Annotated in this window: 14 protein-coding genes and 1 pseudogene; 10 read left to right on the forward strand and 5 right to left on the reverse strand. The window is 33.6% G+C overall.

Annotation, left to right across the window (positions count from 1 at the left end):
• Positions 1–114: 114 nt before the first annotated feature.
• Positions 115–753, reverse strand: a complete 639-nt coding sequence (locus tag HMPREF3265_RS06605) for a redox-sensing transcriptional repressor Rex (RefSeq protein ID WP_037551263.1) — start codon at positions 751–753, stop codon at positions 115–117.
• Positions 754–994: 241 nt separating this feature from the next.
• On the opposite strand from HMPREF3265_RS06605, the gene HMPREF3265_RS06610 reads away from it, so the two are divergent.
• On the forward strand, positions 995–2,938 hold the full coding sequence (locus HMPREF3265_RS06610) for an ABC-F family ATP-binding cassette domain-containing protein (protein WP_070581825.1): 1,944 nt from the start codon (positions 995–997) through the stop codon (positions 2,936–2,938).
• Between the two features lie 305 nt (positions 2,939–3,243).
• Here the strand turns inward: HMPREF3265_RS06610 and tsaD are convergent, their stop codons facing one another.
• Genes tsaD through tsaE form a run of 4 tightly spaced genes read right to left on the reverse strand, consistent with a single transcriptional unit; the run spans position 3,244 to position 5,809 of the window.
• Entirely contained in the window at positions 3,244–4,272 is a 1,029-nt protein-coding gene (tsaD, locus tag HMPREF3265_RS06615; protein WP_070581823.1) for a tRNA (adenosine(37)-N6)-threonylcarbamoyltransferase complex transferase subunit TsaD, read from the reverse strand.
• On the reverse strand, positions 4,265–4,729 hold the full coding sequence (gene rimI, locus HMPREF3265_RS06620) for a ribosomal protein S18-alanine N-acetyltransferase (protein WP_053025135.1): 465 nt from the start codon (positions 4,727–4,729) through the stop codon (positions 4,265–4,267). The genes tsaD and rimI overlap by 8 nt, the downstream gene beginning before the upstream one ends.
• The gene (gene tsaB, locus HMPREF3265_RS06625) at positions 4,702–5,367 is read right to left on the reverse strand and encodes a tRNA (adenosine(37)-N6)-threonylcarbamoyltransferase complex dimerization subunit type 1 TsaB (protein WP_037551272.1); all 666 of its coding nucleotides are present in this window, start codon (positions 5,365–5,367) and stop codon (positions 4,702–4,704) included. The genes rimI and tsaB overlap by 28 nt, the downstream gene beginning before the upstream one ends.
• Positions 5,348–5,809, reverse strand: a complete 462-nt coding sequence (tsaE, locus tag HMPREF3265_RS06630) for a tRNA (adenosine(37)-N6)-threonylcarbamoyltransferase complex ATPase subunit type 1 TsaE (protein WP_037551274.1) — start codon at positions 5,807–5,809, stop codon at positions 5,348–5,350. Before tsaE ends, tsaB begins: the two co-directional genes overlap by 20 nt.
• A gap of 496 nt (positions 5,810–6,305) precedes the next feature.
• On the opposite strand from tsaE, the pseudogene ilvD reads away from it, so the two are divergent.
• The 9 genes and pseudogenes from ilvD to HMPREF3265_RS13120 all read left to right on the forward strand — a co-directional run.
• A pseudogene (gene ilvD, locus HMPREF3265_RS06635) lies at positions 6,306–7,995 on the forward strand (dihydroxy-acid dehydratase).
• Between the two features lie 60 nt (positions 7,996–8,055).
• Complete coding sequence (ilvB, locus tag HMPREF3265_RS06640; RefSeq protein WP_053025141.1) at positions 8,056–9,789, forward strand: biosynthetic-type acetolactate synthase large subunit; 1,734 nt, start codon at positions 8,056–8,058, stop codon at positions 9,787–9,789.
• Positions 9,786–10,058: an ACT domain-containing protein gene (locus tag HMPREF3265_RS06645; RefSeq protein WP_070861193.1), complete on the forward strand. Its 273-nt coding sequence runs from the start codon at positions 9,786–9,788 to the stop codon at positions 10,056–10,058. Before ilvB ends, HMPREF3265_RS06645 begins: the two co-directional genes overlap by 4 nt.
• Positions 10,059–10,163: 105 nt before the next feature.
• Complete coding sequence (ilvC, locus tag HMPREF3265_RS06650; protein ID WP_070861194.1) at positions 10,164–11,168, forward strand: ketol-acid reductoisomerase; 1,005 nt, start codon at positions 10,164–10,166, stop codon at positions 11,166–11,168.
• Between the two features lie 20 nt (positions 11,169–11,188).
• Positions 11,189–12,721 (forward strand): 2-isopropylmalate synthase, encoded by a 1,533-nt coding sequence (locus tag HMPREF3265_RS06655; RefSeq protein ID WP_070440166.1) that lies wholly within the window; start codon positions 11,189–11,191, stop codon positions 12,719–12,721.
• A complete protein-coding gene (gene leuB / locus HMPREF3265_RS06660) occupies positions 12,721–13,761 on the forward strand; it encodes a 3-isopropylmalate dehydrogenase (RefSeq protein WP_070861196.1) in 1,041 nt (346 codons plus the stop codon). Before HMPREF3265_RS06655 ends, leuB begins: the two co-directional genes overlap by 1 nt.
• Before the next feature lie 17 nt (positions 13,762–13,778).
• Positions 13,779–15,149 carry a 3-isopropylmalate dehydratase large subunit gene (leuC, locus tag HMPREF3265_RS06665; RefSeq protein ID WP_070861198.1) on the forward strand — a complete coding sequence of 457 codons (1,371 nt, stop codon included), beginning with the start codon at positions 13,779–13,781 and terminating at the stop codon, positions 15,147–15,149.
• A gap of 2 nt (positions 15,150–15,151) precedes the next feature.
• Positions 15,152–15,727 carry a 3-isopropylmalate dehydratase small subunit gene (gene leuD / locus HMPREF3265_RS06670; RefSeq protein ID WP_053017507.1) on the forward strand — a complete coding sequence of 192 codons (576 nt, stop codon included), beginning with the start codon at positions 15,152–15,154 and terminating at the stop codon, positions 15,725–15,727.
• A gap of 6 nt (positions 15,728–15,733) precedes the next feature.
• The coding region (locus HMPREF3265_RS13120) for a hypothetical protein (protein ID WP_371106708.1) at positions 15,734–15,843 on the forward strand (110 nt) is incomplete at its 3' end.

The raw sequence follows: 15,843 nt of genomic DNA on the forward strand, positions 1-15,843 counted from the left end.
TTTGATTTTTAATAATATGATGTTTTCAATACTAAATGAAATTAATGAATTTTAAACGTAAATTAAAAAACATCCCTCTTATAAAGAAGGATGTAAGAATATAAATATAAAAATTTAATTAGAATAGTTTTTCATAAAGAATAGCAATGATTGCAATTCTATGCCCAAGTCAATATGATGCACTTGTACGGTATTAGGTACTTCTATTCTAGCTGGTGTGAAATTTAGTATACCTTGAATATTAGCTTCAACTAATTGATTCGCAACCTGTTGTGCCGCTTCTTCTGGTGTAGTTAATATTACAACATTTATTTTTTGAGCATTGAGTACTTTTTTTAAATCGTTCATATGATGCACAGATACATCACCAATCTCTGTTCCGACAATCTGTTCATCTATATCAAAAGCCTCAGTTATTGTCATTTCATCATGAATTGAAAAGTTATATGTCAAAAGTGCTCGACCTAAATTACCAACACCTACTAAAGCTATGTATATATTATCACTATCACTTAGTGCTGTTTTAAAGAATTCTAATAGACTATCTATATTGTAACCGTAACCTTTTTTGCCTAATTCTCCAAAGTAAGAGAAATCTCTTCGGATGGTTGCTGATTCGATATTAAGTGCCTCACTAATAGCCTTAGAATTAACCCTATCAATGCCTTTAGACTTGAGTGTGTTAACGAATCTGTAATATAAAGGTAATCGCTTCAAAGTTGCCCGTGGAATTTTAGATTTATTATGAGCCATTTAAAATATCCCTCCTTTATGTTTGAATTTTATAATCTATGTATCCAAACTATTTTGAGTGCTATACGTTTTAAATTTAAAAATGTCATTATGTCCTATTATGAATACTGGAATATTATACCTTAACATATTTTAAAAATAAATAACTTAGTTTCAAGAAACTAAGTTATACGGTAAAATATAGAGTAATATACAATCTAATTTCGAGTAATAAACTTATAAATAGAAAGGTGAAACCTGAATGATACTCTTGCAATTAAACGATATTTCGAAATCATTTGATGGCGAAGATATTTTTACGCGTGTGAATTTCGAAGTAAAAACAGGCGAACGAATTGGTGTCGTAGGCAGAAACGGTGCCGGTAAATCGACTTTAATGAAAATCATTGCCGGTGTTGAAGACTATGATAGCGGTCATATATCAAAAATCAAAAATTTACGTATGGGTTATTTAACACAGCAAATGACACTTAATTCATCCGCTTCAGTCTTCGAAGAAATGTCAAAACCGTTTGAACATTTAAAAAAAATGGAACTTCTAATTAAAGAAGAAACGAACTGGCTAGCTGATCAAGCATCTAACTATGATTCCGAAGAATATCAACAACATATGGAACGCTATGAATCTTTAACTAATCAATTCGAACAACTTGATGGTTATCAGTATGAGAGTAAAATCAAAACTGTTCTACATGGTTTAAATTTCAATGAAGATGATTTCGATAAACCTATCAACGATTTCAGTGGTGGTCAAAAAACGCGATTATCCTTAGCCCAAATGCTATTGAATGAGCCAGATTTATTACTACTAGACGAACCTACAAACCATTTAGATTTAGAAACGACGAAGTGGTTAGAGGATTATTTAAAATATTTCAAAGGTGCCATTGTTATTATTAGTCACGATAGATATTTCCTAGATAAAATCGTCACTCAAATATATGATGTTGCACTTGGCAATGTTAAACGTTACGTCGGAAATTATGAACAATTTATTGAGCAACGTCATAAATATTACGAAAGCAGAATGCAAGAATATGAACGTCAGCAAGATGAAATTAAACGATTAGAAACATTTGTAGAGAAAAATATAACACGTGCTTCAACTAGTGGAATGGCAAAAAGCCGTCGAAAAACACTAGAAAAAATGGAACGTATTGACAAACCTATGTTGGACGCAAGAAGTGCTAACATTCAATTTGGCTTTAATCGTAATACAGGTAATGACGTTATGCATATTCGTAATCTGAAAATTGGTTATGATTCGCCTATAACATCTCCTATTAATATTGAAGTAAGTAAGGGGGATCATATTGCTATTATTGGCCCAAATGGCGTAGGTAAAACTACTCTGATCAAGACCATCGCTCGACTTCAAAAGCAATTAGAAGGTGAAATTACCTTTGGTGCAAATCTTCAAATTGGTTATTATGATCAAAAGCAAGCTGAATTTAAATCTAATAAAACAATTATCGACTATGTTTGGGATCAATATCCAACAATGAATGAAAAAGATATTCGTGCTATACTCGGACGTTTCTTATTCGTGCAAGATGATGTAAAAAAAGTCATCAATGATTTATCTGGTGGAGAAAAAGCTCGTTTGCAATTAGCACTACTTATGCTTCAAAGAGATAATGTATTAATCCTTGATGAACCAACAAACCATCTTGATATAGATTCTAAAGAGATGTTAGAACAAGCGCTAAAAGATTTTGAAGGAACTATTCTTTTTGTGTCACACGATCGTTACTTTATTAATCAATTAGCAAATAAAGTATTCGACTTAAATAATGACGGTGGCCAAATGTATTTGGGAGATTATCAATATTACATCGAGAAAACAGAAGAAGCAGCAGCACTTGAAGCTTTTAAAAATGAACGAAATGATTTAAGTAAAGAGGATACTTCAAAACAAAATGAAGCTAATGAAAATATAAATACTTATGATTCTCAAAAGCAACAACGTCGTGAGCAACGAAAATTAGAACGACTCATTGAGAACTGTGAAGCCAAAATTGAAACATTTGAGAATGAAATAGCACGCATTGATGAACAACTCACTCAGCCTGACGTGTTCAATAATCCTGATAAAGCCTCATCATTAGCGAATCAGAAACTTGAAACCGAACAGAAGTTAGAACAGGTTATGTTGGAATGGGAAAATTTACAAGAAAACATCTAAAAACTCATCATTTTACTATTAGCTAGAAAGTATTAATTAACTTTCTAGCTAATTTTTTATACAAATTTCAACAAAAGTTATAAACAGCTAAAATACGATATTATCAACTATCCACATTGTTAAGAACGGTTTATCCACAACTTATGCACTTAATGTTGATAAGTACAAACGTTCCCTATTGACCTTTTGAATTATTTTTATCTCAATAAAAAACCTCCTGTTAACAGTGGATCTTAATCCTTACGTTAAAAGAGGTTCTTTATGATTATTGAAATAATTAATTCGATTAAATAAATAATATAAATTTAAACGTCTATAGTAGCTTCTTCTATATCCATATTATTTTCGCCATTCAAATCTAACTTAGCTGTAATTCCTGACTTATAATAGTAATATGCTGCAGCACCAATCATTGCTGCATTATCAGTACATAATTTAGGACTTGGAATGGATAAATGAATATTATTATCTTCACATAATTGTTGTAAACGATGTCGCAGTCCTTTATTACTTGCAACACCTCCAGCAATAATAAGTCTGTTAACTTTATAGGCTTTACATGCATTAATCGCTTTGGTACTTAACACGTCTACAACACTATTTTGAAAACTAGTTGCTACATCTTCTTTTACAACTTCTTCATTCTTTTGTCGCAAATTATGCAGTTTATTTATAACAGAACTTTTCAATCCACTAAAACTAAAATCATAACTTTCCTTTTCTAACCACACTCTAGGAAAATCATAAGTATCTTTACCATATTGAGCTAATTTATCAATTTGTGGCCCTCCAGGGTATGGTAAATCAATTGTTCGAGCGACTTTATCATACGCCTCTCCCACTGCATCATCTCTTGTCTCACCAATTACTTCGAAATGCATATGAGATTTCATATATACTAATTCAGTATGGCCCCCTGACACAATTAGCGCAATTAAAGGAAATGTTAATGTTTCTTCTAAATGATTAGCATAAATGTGACCAGCAATATGGTGTACAGGAATAAGTGGCTTGTCATAAGCAAAAGCTAGTGCTTTCGCTGCATTAATACCGATAAGTAGTGCACCAATTAATCCTGGTCCTTGAGTCACTGCTATTGCATCAATATCATTCATTGATATATTTGCAGTTGTTAATGCTTCATCAATCGTTGTCGTAATCCCTTCAACGTGATGTCGACTTGCAACTTCAGGTACAACACCACCGAAACGCTTATGACTCTCAATTTGACTTAATACAATATTAGATAAAATTGAATTTCCATTTTTAATGACACTTACACTTGTTTCATCACAACTCGTTTCTATTGCTAATATTAATGTTTCTTTATTCATTTAAGTTCACCCACATTACCATTGCATCCTCGCCTTCTCCATAATAATTTTTACGTTTACCTCCATATTGAAAACCCAAATTAGTATAAACATGTTGCGCAATTACATTATCTACCCTAACTTCCAAGCTCATCACTTCACATGAATGGCTTGCATAATCCATGACATATTTTAATAATAATTGTCCCAGTCCATAACCTCTAAAGTCTTTATGAATTGCTATTGTTGTAATTTGAGCTTGATCAATAACCATCCATAGTCCTAGATATCCGATAATTTCATTTTTAAAAACAATCACAAAATATTTAGCAAAGTTATTTTCATTCAATTCATGATAAAATGCATCAATTGTCCACGAACTATCATTGAAACTATCTCGTTCTATATCGAATACACTGGGGACATCATCTACTTGCATTGCTCTAATTGTTAATTCTGCTTCTGTTGGTTTAGCCAATTTCTTTCAGCCTCTGATAATTTAATATAATTAGGAACAAATGTATGAATCGGTTCACTTTTAGTTATGAGTTGTTTCATAGTTGGAGCATGAGGTAAATTATTTTTTATTTCTCCACCAAGTTGTTCGGATAACTTATCAGCATCTCTACCAACATAAAGAAATGGTTGGTTCATTTTAGTTAATTGCTTTTTTAATTCTTCAATAGGTAAATATTGATCTTCTAAAATAGTTGTTATATTTCCATCAACGTTTTGATAAACACCAGTGTATACCGCTTCACGACGTGCATCAATGATTGGAACTAATAATTTTTGTTCATCATTCTCTACTGTTGCAGCTAATGCTGCTAAAGATGATACACCATATAATTTAGTGTTCAATGCATAGGCCAACGTTTTAGCGGTGGTTACGCCAATTCTAACTCCAGTATAGGAACCTGGACCCTTAGCAACCACAATCCCATCAATAGCATTTTTTTCAATTTTTGCTTCTTCAAATAAGTGCTGAATACCAGGCATAAGTTGACTCGTATGATCTTTTTTATCTTCCGACGTAGTTTCTGCCAAGACGATATCATCTTGCATGATTGCGATTGACATCGGTTGATTAGATGTATCAATCATTAATAAATTCACTTTCAACTTCCTCCTTTACTTTTAAATAATGGGTTCCTTGGGCTTCTAATTTTATAGTTCTTTTTGATTCACATAAAGTTTCTATATTGATTATTAAATGTTCCTTAGGTAATAAATCTTGAATAAATTGACTCCATTCAATAATGGTAATGCCTTCATCTTGAAAATATTCATCAAATCCTAGATCTTCATCTGAATCTTCCAAACGATAACAGTCCATATGATGTAATTTTAAATTACTCCCTTTATATGATTTTATAATATTAAAAGTAGGAGAATTAATATTACGCTTAACTCCTAAATGTTTACCTATAAATTGTGTTAGTGTAGTTTTACCTGCCCCTAGGTCGCCATTTAAAAGGATTAAATCACTAGGCTCTAAGTGTCGAACTAACACGTTTGCAAAATGATTTAATTCATCCAAATTATTAATACTTATCATTAGTCCCACTCTTTCAAATTTTTTTAATCAAATGATTATTCATGACCATTTCAGAACTTATGGTAACTTATTTTATTCTCGTAAACTAAATTAAGTCATAAAAATTTTAACTTACTAATTATAACAAATTCCTTAAACAATTTCCCTATACTCAACACAAGAATGATGAGATTAAGTTGTTAGAAAATTCTTAAAAATTCTATTGACTTAATAAAAATGATATAGTAAATTAAGTTTATCGAATTTTTAAACAATTCTAACTATTTTAATATAACCATTCAAGAAAGGAGTATATTAAAATGACAAATCAAACATATAACCCGACTGACAATTTAATTATTTTATTATACTCGCAAGGACTGGAACTTTAGTAATTATCTGTTACTAAATGTTTAAGTCCTATTTCTCATTGAATGGGACTTATAGACGTCCCAATCATAAATTGGGACGTCTTTTTATGTTTTAAACTTATTGTGTTTTATGGGGGGAATTATTTATGAGAAGTGACATGATAAAAAAAAGGTGATCATCAAGCACCTGCTCGCAGTCTTTTACACGCCACGGGCGCACTTAAAAATCCTACAGATATGAACAAACCTTTTGTAGCAATATGTAACTCTTATATCGATATTGTACCTGGACATGTGCATTTAAGAGAATTGGCTGACATTGCTAAAGAAGCTATTCGTGAGGCAGGCGCTATACCTTTCGAGTTTAATACTATTGGTGTTGATGATGGTATAGCTATGGGACACATTGGAATGCGTTACTCACTTCCCTCTCGAGAAATCATTGCTGATGCTGCAGAGACCGTTATTAATGCGCACTGGTTCGATGGCGTATTTTACATTCCTAATTGCGACAAAATAACACCCGGTATGTTATTAGCTGCCGTTAGAACCAATGTACCAGCTATATTCTGTTCTGGTGGGCCTATGAAAGCTGGTTTATCAGCGCAAGGTAAAGATTTGACATTATCATCAATGTTTGAAGCGGTTGGCGCATTTAAAGAAGGTAAACTCTCCAAAGAAGCATTTTTAGATATGGAACAAAACGCTTGCCCTACTTGCGGTTCTTGCGCGGGAATGTTTACTGCAAACTCAATGAATTGTTTAATGGAAGTGTTAGGCTTGGCACTACCATATAACGGTACAGCTTTAGCAGTAAGCGAACAAAGAAGAGAAATGATTCGTGAAGCTGCATTTAAATTAGTAGATAATATCAAAAAAGATATCAAACCACTTGATATCGTAACTCGAGAAGCTATCGATGATGCATTTGCACTTGATATGGCGATGGGTGGTTCAACTAACACGGTATTACATACGCTAGCCATTGCAAACGAAGCTGGTATTAATTACGATTTGGAACGTATCAATGAAATCGCTAAAAAGACGCCTTATTTATCTAAGATTGCACCAAGTTCTTCATATTCTATGCATGATGTCCACGAAGCAGGTGGTTGTCCAGCTATCATCAATGAATTGATGAAAAAAGAAGGAACATTACATCCAGATAGACTCACAGTTACTGGAAAAACACTTCGTGAAAATAATGAAGGTAAAGAAATTAAGAATTTTGATGTCATTCATTCACTAGATGATCCTTATGATAAGCAAGGTGGTCTCTCAATATTATTTGGAAATATAGCGCCTAAAGGGGCTGTCATTAAAGTTGGTGGCGTTGATCCTTCTATTAAGACATTTACTGGTAAAGCAATTTGTTTCAATTCACACGATGAAGCTGTTGAAGCAATTGATAATAAAATCGTACGCGAAGGTCACGTCGTTGTTATTCGATATGAAGGTCCTAAAGGTGGACCAGGAATGCCTGAAATGTTAGCCCCTACTTCTTCAATTGTAGGTAGAGGTTTAGGTAAGGATGTCGCATTAATAACTGATGGTAGATTCTCTGGTGCAACGAGAGGTATCGCTGTCGGCCACATTTCACCAGAAGCAGCTTCAGGTGGACCTATTGGACTCATTAAAGACGGCGATGAAGTCACTATTGATTTAATCAATCGAACTTTAGATGTTAATCAAACTGAAGAAGAACTTAATCATCGTAAAGAAACATTACAACCTTTTAAGGCAAAAGTGAAATCAGGTTATCTGGCAAGATATACTGCTTTGGTCACTAGTGCGAATACTGGTGGTATTATGCAAGTTCCCGAAAATCTAATCTAACTAGAGGAGTTGTTCGACATGACAAGTAAAAAGGAAAGTAGCATAGTAAGTCCTGATGCTATGGACTATTCAAAACAAACTAGTCTAAAAGTAGATAGTGATTTAGACGCAAATAATAATTTCAGATCCGGTTCAGAACTTTTAGTAGAGGCATTATTACATGAAGGTGTTGATTTCATATTCGGTTATCCTGGTGGCGCAGTTTTACCATTATACGACACTTTCTATGATGGTAAAATTAAACACATCTTAGCAAGACATGAACAAGGTGCTACTCATGCTGCAGAAGGTTATGCAAGAGTATCTGGCAAAACAGGTGTAGTGGTTGTAACAAGTGGTCCTGGCGCTACAAATGCTATTACCGGTATAACAGATGCGTACTGTGATTCCCTCCCTTTAGTTGTATTCACTGGACAAGTAGCAACACCAGGAATTGGTAAAGACGCTTTTCAAGAAGCAGATTTACTTTCTATGACTACACCAATTACAAAAGCTAATTTCCAAGTTAAAAATGTAAATGATATTCCAAGAATCATTCATGAAGCATTTTACTTAGCAAATTCTGGACGCAAAGGCCCTGTAGTTATAGATTTTCCTAAAGATATGGGTGTGCTTAAAACATCCGCACCACTTGTAAATGAGGTGGACTTACCGGCATATAATGTCATTGAAAATCCTAAAGATAAAGATATTAGTCAATTAATTCAATATTTAGAGAATGCAAAACAACCACTTATCTTAGCAGGCGCTGGCATCAATCATTCACAATCTAATGAATTATTAACTCAATTTGTAACCAAACATCAAATTCCAGTAGCTACTACACTTTTAGGTCTGGGAGCTATTCCTTATGACAATCCACTATTTCTAGGTATGGGTGGTATGCATGGCTCCTATGCAAGTAATATGGCTTTAACTGAATGTGATTTATTAATTAATTTAGGTAGTCGGTTTGATGATAGATTAGCAAGTAATCCTAATGAATTTGCTCCTCATGCAACCGTAGTTCATGTGGATATTGATGAATCAGAAATTAACAAGGTGATTTCGACTGACCTAGGGATAGTTGCTGACTGCAAAAAAGTACTAGAAGCTTTATCTCAAAAATTTACAAATAAAACTTCCCATGAACACTGGGTTAACCATTGTATTGAGAATAAGCACAAACATCCTTTTAAATATAAAAAAGCTGATGCCACATTTTGCAAACCTCAAGAAGCTATTGAATATATAGGAAAAATTACAAACGGTGAAGCTATAGTTACTACTGATGTTGGTCAACATCAAATGTGGGCAGCTCAATTTTATCCATTCAAACATCATGGTCAATGGGTTACTAGCGGTGGTTTAGGTACTATGGGCTTTGGTATTCCATCAGCTATCGGTGCTCAATTAGCTGAACCCGATAAAACAGTTATTTGCTTTGTTGGTGATGGTGGTTTTCAAATGACAAATCAGGAAATAGCGTTACTGCCTGAATACGGACTCAATGTAAAAATCGTTCTAATCAATAATGGCACATTAGGTATGGTTAAACAGTGGCAAGATAAATTCTTTAACCATCGATTCTCTCATTCAGTATTTAATGATCAACCTGACTTCATGAAGATGGCAGAAGCATATGGTGTTAAAGGTTTCTTAGTTGATCATCCAAATAAACTAACTAAAACACTTGATTCAGCATTTAATTATAGTGGACCTGCGCTAATCGAAGTGAGAATCTCACCTACTGAACCAGTTAATCCTATGATTCCAAGTGGCAAAGCGAACCATGAAATGGAGGGGTTAGAATGAAACGAATTTTACATTTAAAAGTAACCGATCAAGTGAGCACATTAAACAGAATTACAAGTGCATTCGTTAGACTACAATATAATATTAATGAATTAACAGTTAAACCATCTAAAGAAAAAGGTATCTCTGATATGCAAATTACTGCAGATATTGAAGATGAAGCTATATTTAAAATTTTAATTGCGAAGTTAAAAAAACAAGTCAGTGTACTCGAAGTTCAAGATATTAGTCATAACCGAGATAAGCTGTACATTGATGCGCTAGTATAATTAAATAAATCATCATTAACATCACATAATTTAGATAATTTCTTTATCTAAAATTTTAAGAATATTCTAAATATTAAGTTATTTAAATTTTTGGAGGAATGTAATATGACTAAAGTTTATTATGATCAATCTGTTGAGAAAGATGCATTACAAGGTAAAAAAATTGCAATTATCGGTTACGGTTCACAAGGACACGCGCATGCACAAAACCTTAAAGACAATGGTTATGACGTTATTGTTGGTATTCGCCCTGGTCATTCTTTTGATAAAGCTAAAGAAGATGGCTTCGATGTTTATCCAGTTGCAGAAGCTGTTAAACAAGCAGATGTCATCATGGTGTTATTGCCAGATGAAATCCAAGGAAATGTCTATAAAAATGAAATTGAACCTAACTTAGAAGCTGGAAATGCCCTAGCATTTGCGCATGGTTTTAATATCCACTTTGAAGTTATCAAACCACCTAAAGATGTTGATGTCTTCTTAGTAGCTCCTAAAGGACCTGGTCATTTAGTAAGACGTACCTTTGTTGAAGGAACTGCTGTACCAGCACTATTTGGTGTACAACAAGATGCTACTGGTCAAGCACGCGATATTTCATTAAGTTATGCAAAAGGTATTGGAGCTACGCGTGCAGGTTTAATTGAAACAACATTTAAAGAAGAAACTGAAACAGATTTATTCGGTGAGCAAGCAGTACTTTGTGGTGGTATTCATAAATTAATCCAAAGTGGCTTTGAAACTTTAGTTGAAGCGGGCTATCAAAAAGAATTAGCATATTTCGAAGTATTACATGAAATGAAGTTAATTGTTGATTTAATGTATGAAGGCGGTATGGAGAACGTTCGTTACTCAATTTCTAACACAGCAGAGTATGGTGACTATGTTTCAGGACCTAGAGTCATCACTCCTGATGTTAAAGACAATATGAAAGCAGTATTAAAAGATATTCAAAATGGTAATTTTGCAAATAGCTTTGTTAAAGACAATGAAAATGGCTTTAAAGAATTCTATAAATTACGTGAACAACAACACGGTCATGAAATTGAAGCAGTTGGTCGTGAATTAAGAAAAATGATGCCATTCATTAAATCTAAAAGTATTCAAAAATAAAAGCTAAGGGGTTGTTAACGATGGAAAGCCATATTCAAATTTTTGATACAACATTAAGAGACGGTGAACAAACACCTGGAGTTAACTTTTCTTTTGATGAGCGATTAAAGATTGCCAAACAGTTAGAAACGTGGGGTGTGGATATACTTGAAGCAGGTTTTCCTGCTTCAAGTGCTGGTAGCTTTAAGTCTGTTCAAGCTATATCAAATACTTTAACTAAAACAGCTGTATGTGGTTTAGCACGCTGTAAAAAATCAGATATCGATGCTGTTTATGAAGCTACAAAAGATGCTGTAAAACCAGTTATTCACGTTTTTATAGCAACTTCACCTATTCACTTAACGCATAAACTCAAAATGACTCAACAACAGGTTTTGGAATCAATTAAAGCGCACGTCAGTTACGCCAAACAATACTTTGATGTCGTTCAATTTTCACCTGAGGATGCTACAAGAACTGATACAGATTTCTTAATAAAATGCGTACAGATGGCAGTAGACTGTGGTGCTACAATCATTAATATCCCAGATACAGTCGGTTATAGTTATCCAAATGAATATGGTCGAATTTTTAAAACCTTGATTGAGAACATTAACTCTAAACAAAACATTACTTATAGTGCACATTGTCATGATGATTTAGGAATGGCAGTTGCTAATAGTCTGGCTGCTATTGAAAATGGTGCCACACGAATCGAAGGAACAGTAAATGGCATCGGTGAACGAGCAGGCAATACTGCTATAGAAGAATTAGCTTTAGCACTGTATGTCCGTAAAGATCACTATGGCAATGAAACACGATTGAAACTATCAGAAACAAAAAACACTTCTGATATTATATCTCGTTATGCTGGCATACGCGTTCCTAGAAATAAAGCCATTGTTGGTCAAAATGCTTTTAGTCATGAGTCTGGCATTCACCAAGATGGTGTTTTAAAAAATCCAGAAACTTATGAAATCATGACGCCACAACTTGTTGGTATAAGTAAAAATGATTTACCTCTTGGTAAGCTATCAGGTAAACACGCTTTTGCTGAAAAATTGAAATCTTTAGGATACGATATTGAACCGCAAAATCAGGCTGAATTATTTAAACAATTCAAAGCCATTGCCGATAAAAAGAAAAGTGTAACTGATCGAGATATACATGCGATTATCCAAGGTACTGAACATGAGCAAAATGCAATTTATCAAGTTGATACGCTTCAATTACAGTTTGTTTCCAATGGTTTACAAAGTGCTGTTGTCGTTATAAAAGATAAAAATGGTAATATTTATCAAGATTCAAGTATAGGAACTGGTTCAATTGTGGCTATATATAATGCAGTTGATCGAATTTTTAAACATAAAAGTGAACTCATTGATTACCGTATTGATTCTGTCACTGAAGGTACCGACGCTCAAGCAGAAGTACATGTTTCATTAACTATTGAAGGTCAACCTGTTAATGGTATTGGTATTGATTATGATGTGTTATATGCCTCTTGCAAAGCATATGTAGAAGCACATGCTAAATACGCTAGTGAAATTCACAAAAAGGAAGGTAATCTGTAATGACTTATAATATTGTAGCTTTGCCTGGTGATGGAATAGGACCAGAAATCTTAAGTGGTACGTTAGAATTATTAGAACTAATCAGTAAAAAATATAAATTTGATTATCAATTAACATCTTATGATTTTGGAGGTGCAGCCATAGATTCGCATGGTGTTCCCCTTCCTGATGATACTTTAAATGCTTGTAAAAATGCTGACGCAATTTTATTGGGTGCTGTAGGTGGTCCTCAATGGACTGATCCTAATAATAGACCTGAGCAAGGATTATTAGCATTACGTAAATCTCTAGGTTTGTTCGCCAATATACGACCTACTAAAGTTACTGAAGGTACAAGTCATTTTTCTCCAGTTAGAGAATCACGTGTCAAAGGAACGGATTTTATCATAGTGAGAGAATTAACTAGTGGCTTATATTTTGGTGAACCACGGCATATTGATAATCAAAGTGCACTAGACTCACTAACTTATACTAAAAAGGAAATTGAACGTATTGCAAGGGTAGCTTTTGAATTAGCATCTCAAAGAAAGAAAAAATTAACATCAGTTGATAAAGAAAATGTGTTAGCTACAAGTAAACTTTGGCGTCAAACTATTAATGAAATTAGTCATGAATTTCCTGATGTTAAAGTGAATCATTTACTAGTTGATGCTTGTAGCATGCAGTTAATTTCCCAACCTACTAATTTTGATGTCATTGTTACTGAAAATCTATTTGGAGATATTTTAAGTGATGAAGCTTCTACCATTCCAGGTTCATTAGGTTTATCACCTTCTGCAAGTTTTAGTTTAGAAGGACCAAGACTTTATGAACCTATACATGGTTCAGCACCCGACATTGCAAATCAAAATCTAGCTAACCCATTTGGTATGATACTCTCATTAGCAATGTGTTTACGTGAAAGTTTTAACTTTGATGATGCGGCGTCTGAACTAGAACAGGATGTATATCAACTTATTAAAGATGGTAAAACAACTAAAGATTTAAATGGGCACTATACTACATCAGATATATTCAATGAATTAAAAAAGAATTATTAATAAGGGGGAATGCTTTTATGGGACAAACGTTATTCGATAAAGTTTGGAATAAACATGTTTTAACCGGGAATGAAGGTGAACCTCAATTATTATATATTGATTTACACTTAATTCATGAAGTGACTTCTCCACAAGCTTTCGAAGGTTTAAGACTTCAAAATCGTAAATTGAGACGTCCTGATTTAACATTTGCAACTTTAGATCATAATGTTCCTACAATAGATATATTTAATATTAAAGATGAAATTGCGAACAAACAAATTACTACTCTTCAAAAGAATTCAAAAGAATTTGGTGTTCAATTATTTGATATGGGTTCTGATGAACAAGGTATTGTTCACATGGTAGGTCCAGAAACAGGTCTCACTCAACCTGGAAAAACAATCGTTTGTGGTGATTCACATACTGCCACGCATGGGGCCTTTGGTGCAATTGCATTTGGTATTGGGACAAGTGAAGTTGAACATGTATTTGCTACTCAAACACTTTGGCAAACTAAACCTAAAAATTTAAAGATAGACGTTACAGGTCAATTACCAAAAGGCGTCTATGCGAAAGATATTATCTTGTATCTTATTAGTCAATATGGTGTGGATTTTGGTACTGGGTACGCTATTGAATTTACAGGTGAAACGATTAAATCTCTGTCTATGGAAGCTAGAATGACTATCTGCAACATGGCTATTGAAGCTGGTGCTAAATATGGATTGATGCAACCAGATGAAACGACATTTGCTTATGTCAATGGCAGAAAATATGCTCAAAATTTTGACCGTTCTATCAATGATTGGCGTCAATTATATACTGATGACGATGCTAAATTTGATAAAGTTATCAAACTTGAAGTTACAGATTTAGAACCTCAAGTTACATGGGGAACAAATCCTGAAATGGGTGTTAGTTTTAATACACCTTTCCCCAAAATTAAAAATATTAATGATGAACGCGCTTATCAATATATGGGCTTAAAACCAGGCCAAAAAGCTGAAGATATTGATTTAGGTTATGTGTTCTTAGGTTCTTGTACTAATGCAAGATTATCAGACTTAGTAGAAGCTAGTCGAATCGTTAAGGGTAAACAAGTCCATCCAAAAATAACTGCAATCGTTGTACCTGGCTCTCGCTCAGTTAAAAAAGAAGCCGAAGCATTGGGTTTGGACAAAATATTTAAAGATGCAGGATTTCAATGGAGAGAACCAGGTTGTTCAATGTGTTTAGGTATGAATCCTGATCAAGTACCTGAAGGCATACATTGTGCCTCTACGAGCAATCGTAACTTTGAAGGAAGACAAGGTAAAGGCGCTAGAACGCATCTAGTGTCCCCTGCTATGGCTGCTGCAGCGGCTATTAAAGGTAGATTCGTAGATGTTAGAAAGGTGGTTGTTTAGTAATGGATATCCAACCTATTACAACCTATACAGGAAAAGTTGTACCATTGTTTAATGACAATATTGATACTGACCAAATTATTCCCAAAGTACATCTTAAACGAATAACTAAAAGTGGTTTCGGTCCTTTTGCATTTGACGAATGGAGATACCTTCCTGATGGTACAAATAATCCAGATTTTAATCCGAATAAACCTGAATACTCTGGTGCTACTATTTTGATCACTGGTGACAATTTTGGTTGTGGTTCAAGTCGTGAACATGCTGCGTGGGCTTTAAAAGATTATGGATTCAATATTATTATAGCTGGTAGCTTTAGTGACATATTCTTTATGAATTGTACAAAAAATGGCATGTTACCTATTACTTTAGGTGAAAACGAGAGAAAATATTTAGCTTCTCAAAAAGAAATTACCATTGATTTACCAAATCAAACTGTTTCAGCTAATGATAAATCATTTAACTTTCAAATTGATGAAACATGGAAACATAAATTAGTTAATGGTTTAGATGATATAGCCATAACATTAGAATATGAAGATTTAATAGAACAATATGAAAACAAAAATAAAGGTTGAGATAAAATGACTGTGAAGACAACTTTAAATGCTGAAGATGTAGAAAATGCATACTTAAGAATAAAAGATGTTGTTAAAGAGACCCCTTTACAATTCAATCTCTATCTTTCTCAAAA

Source organism: Staphylococcus sp. HMSC62B09 (genome assembly GCF_001839115.1).
GTDB classification, from domain to species: Bacteria; Bacillota; Bacilli; order Staphylococcales; family Staphylococcaceae; genus Staphylococcus; species Staphylococcus haemolyticus.

Excerpts from the sequence above, each read along its gene's own strand:
- HMPREF3265_RS06605 (WP_037551263.1), bottom strand. The coding sequence starts at position 753 with ATGGCTCATAATAAATCTAAAATTCCACGGGCAACTTTGAAGCGATTA.
- leuC (WP_070861198.1), top strand. The coding sequence starts at position 13,779 with ATGGGACAAACGTTATTCGATAAAGTTTGGAATAAACATGTTTTAACC.
- ilvC (WP_070861194.1), top strand. The coding sequence starts at position 10,164 with ATGACTAAAGTTTATTATGATCAATCTGTTGAGAAAGATGCATTACAA.
- ilvB (WP_053025141.1), top strand. The coding sequence starts at position 8,056 with ATGGACTATTCAAAACAAACTAGTCTAAAAGTAGATAGTGATTTAGAC.
- tsaD (WP_070581823.1), bottom strand. The coding sequence starts at position 4,272 with ATGAATAAAGAAACATTAATATTAGCAATAGAAACGAGTTGTGATGAA.
- tsaE (WP_037551274.1), bottom strand. The coding sequence starts at position 5,809 with ATGATAAGTATTAATAATTTGGATGAATTAAATCATTTTGCAAACGTG.
- HMPREF3265_RS06645 (WP_070861193.1), top strand. The coding sequence starts at position 9,786 with ATGAAACGAATTTTACATTTAAAAGTAACCGATCAAGTGAGCACATTA.
- HMPREF3265_RS06655 (WP_070440166.1), top strand. The coding sequence starts at position 11,189 with ATGGAAAGCCATATTCAAATTTTTGATACAACATTAAGAGACGGTGAA.
- HMPREF3265_RS06610 (WP_070581825.1), top strand. The coding sequence starts at position 995 with ATGATACTCTTGCAATTAAACGATATTTCGAAATCATTTGATGGCGAA.
- leuD (WP_053017507.1), top strand. The coding sequence starts at position 15,152 with ATGGATATCCAACCTATTACAACCTATACAGGAAAAGTTGTACCATTG.
- leuB (WP_070861196.1), top strand. The coding sequence starts at position 12,721 with ATGACTTATAATATTGTAGCTTTGCCTGGTGATGGAATAGGACCAGAA.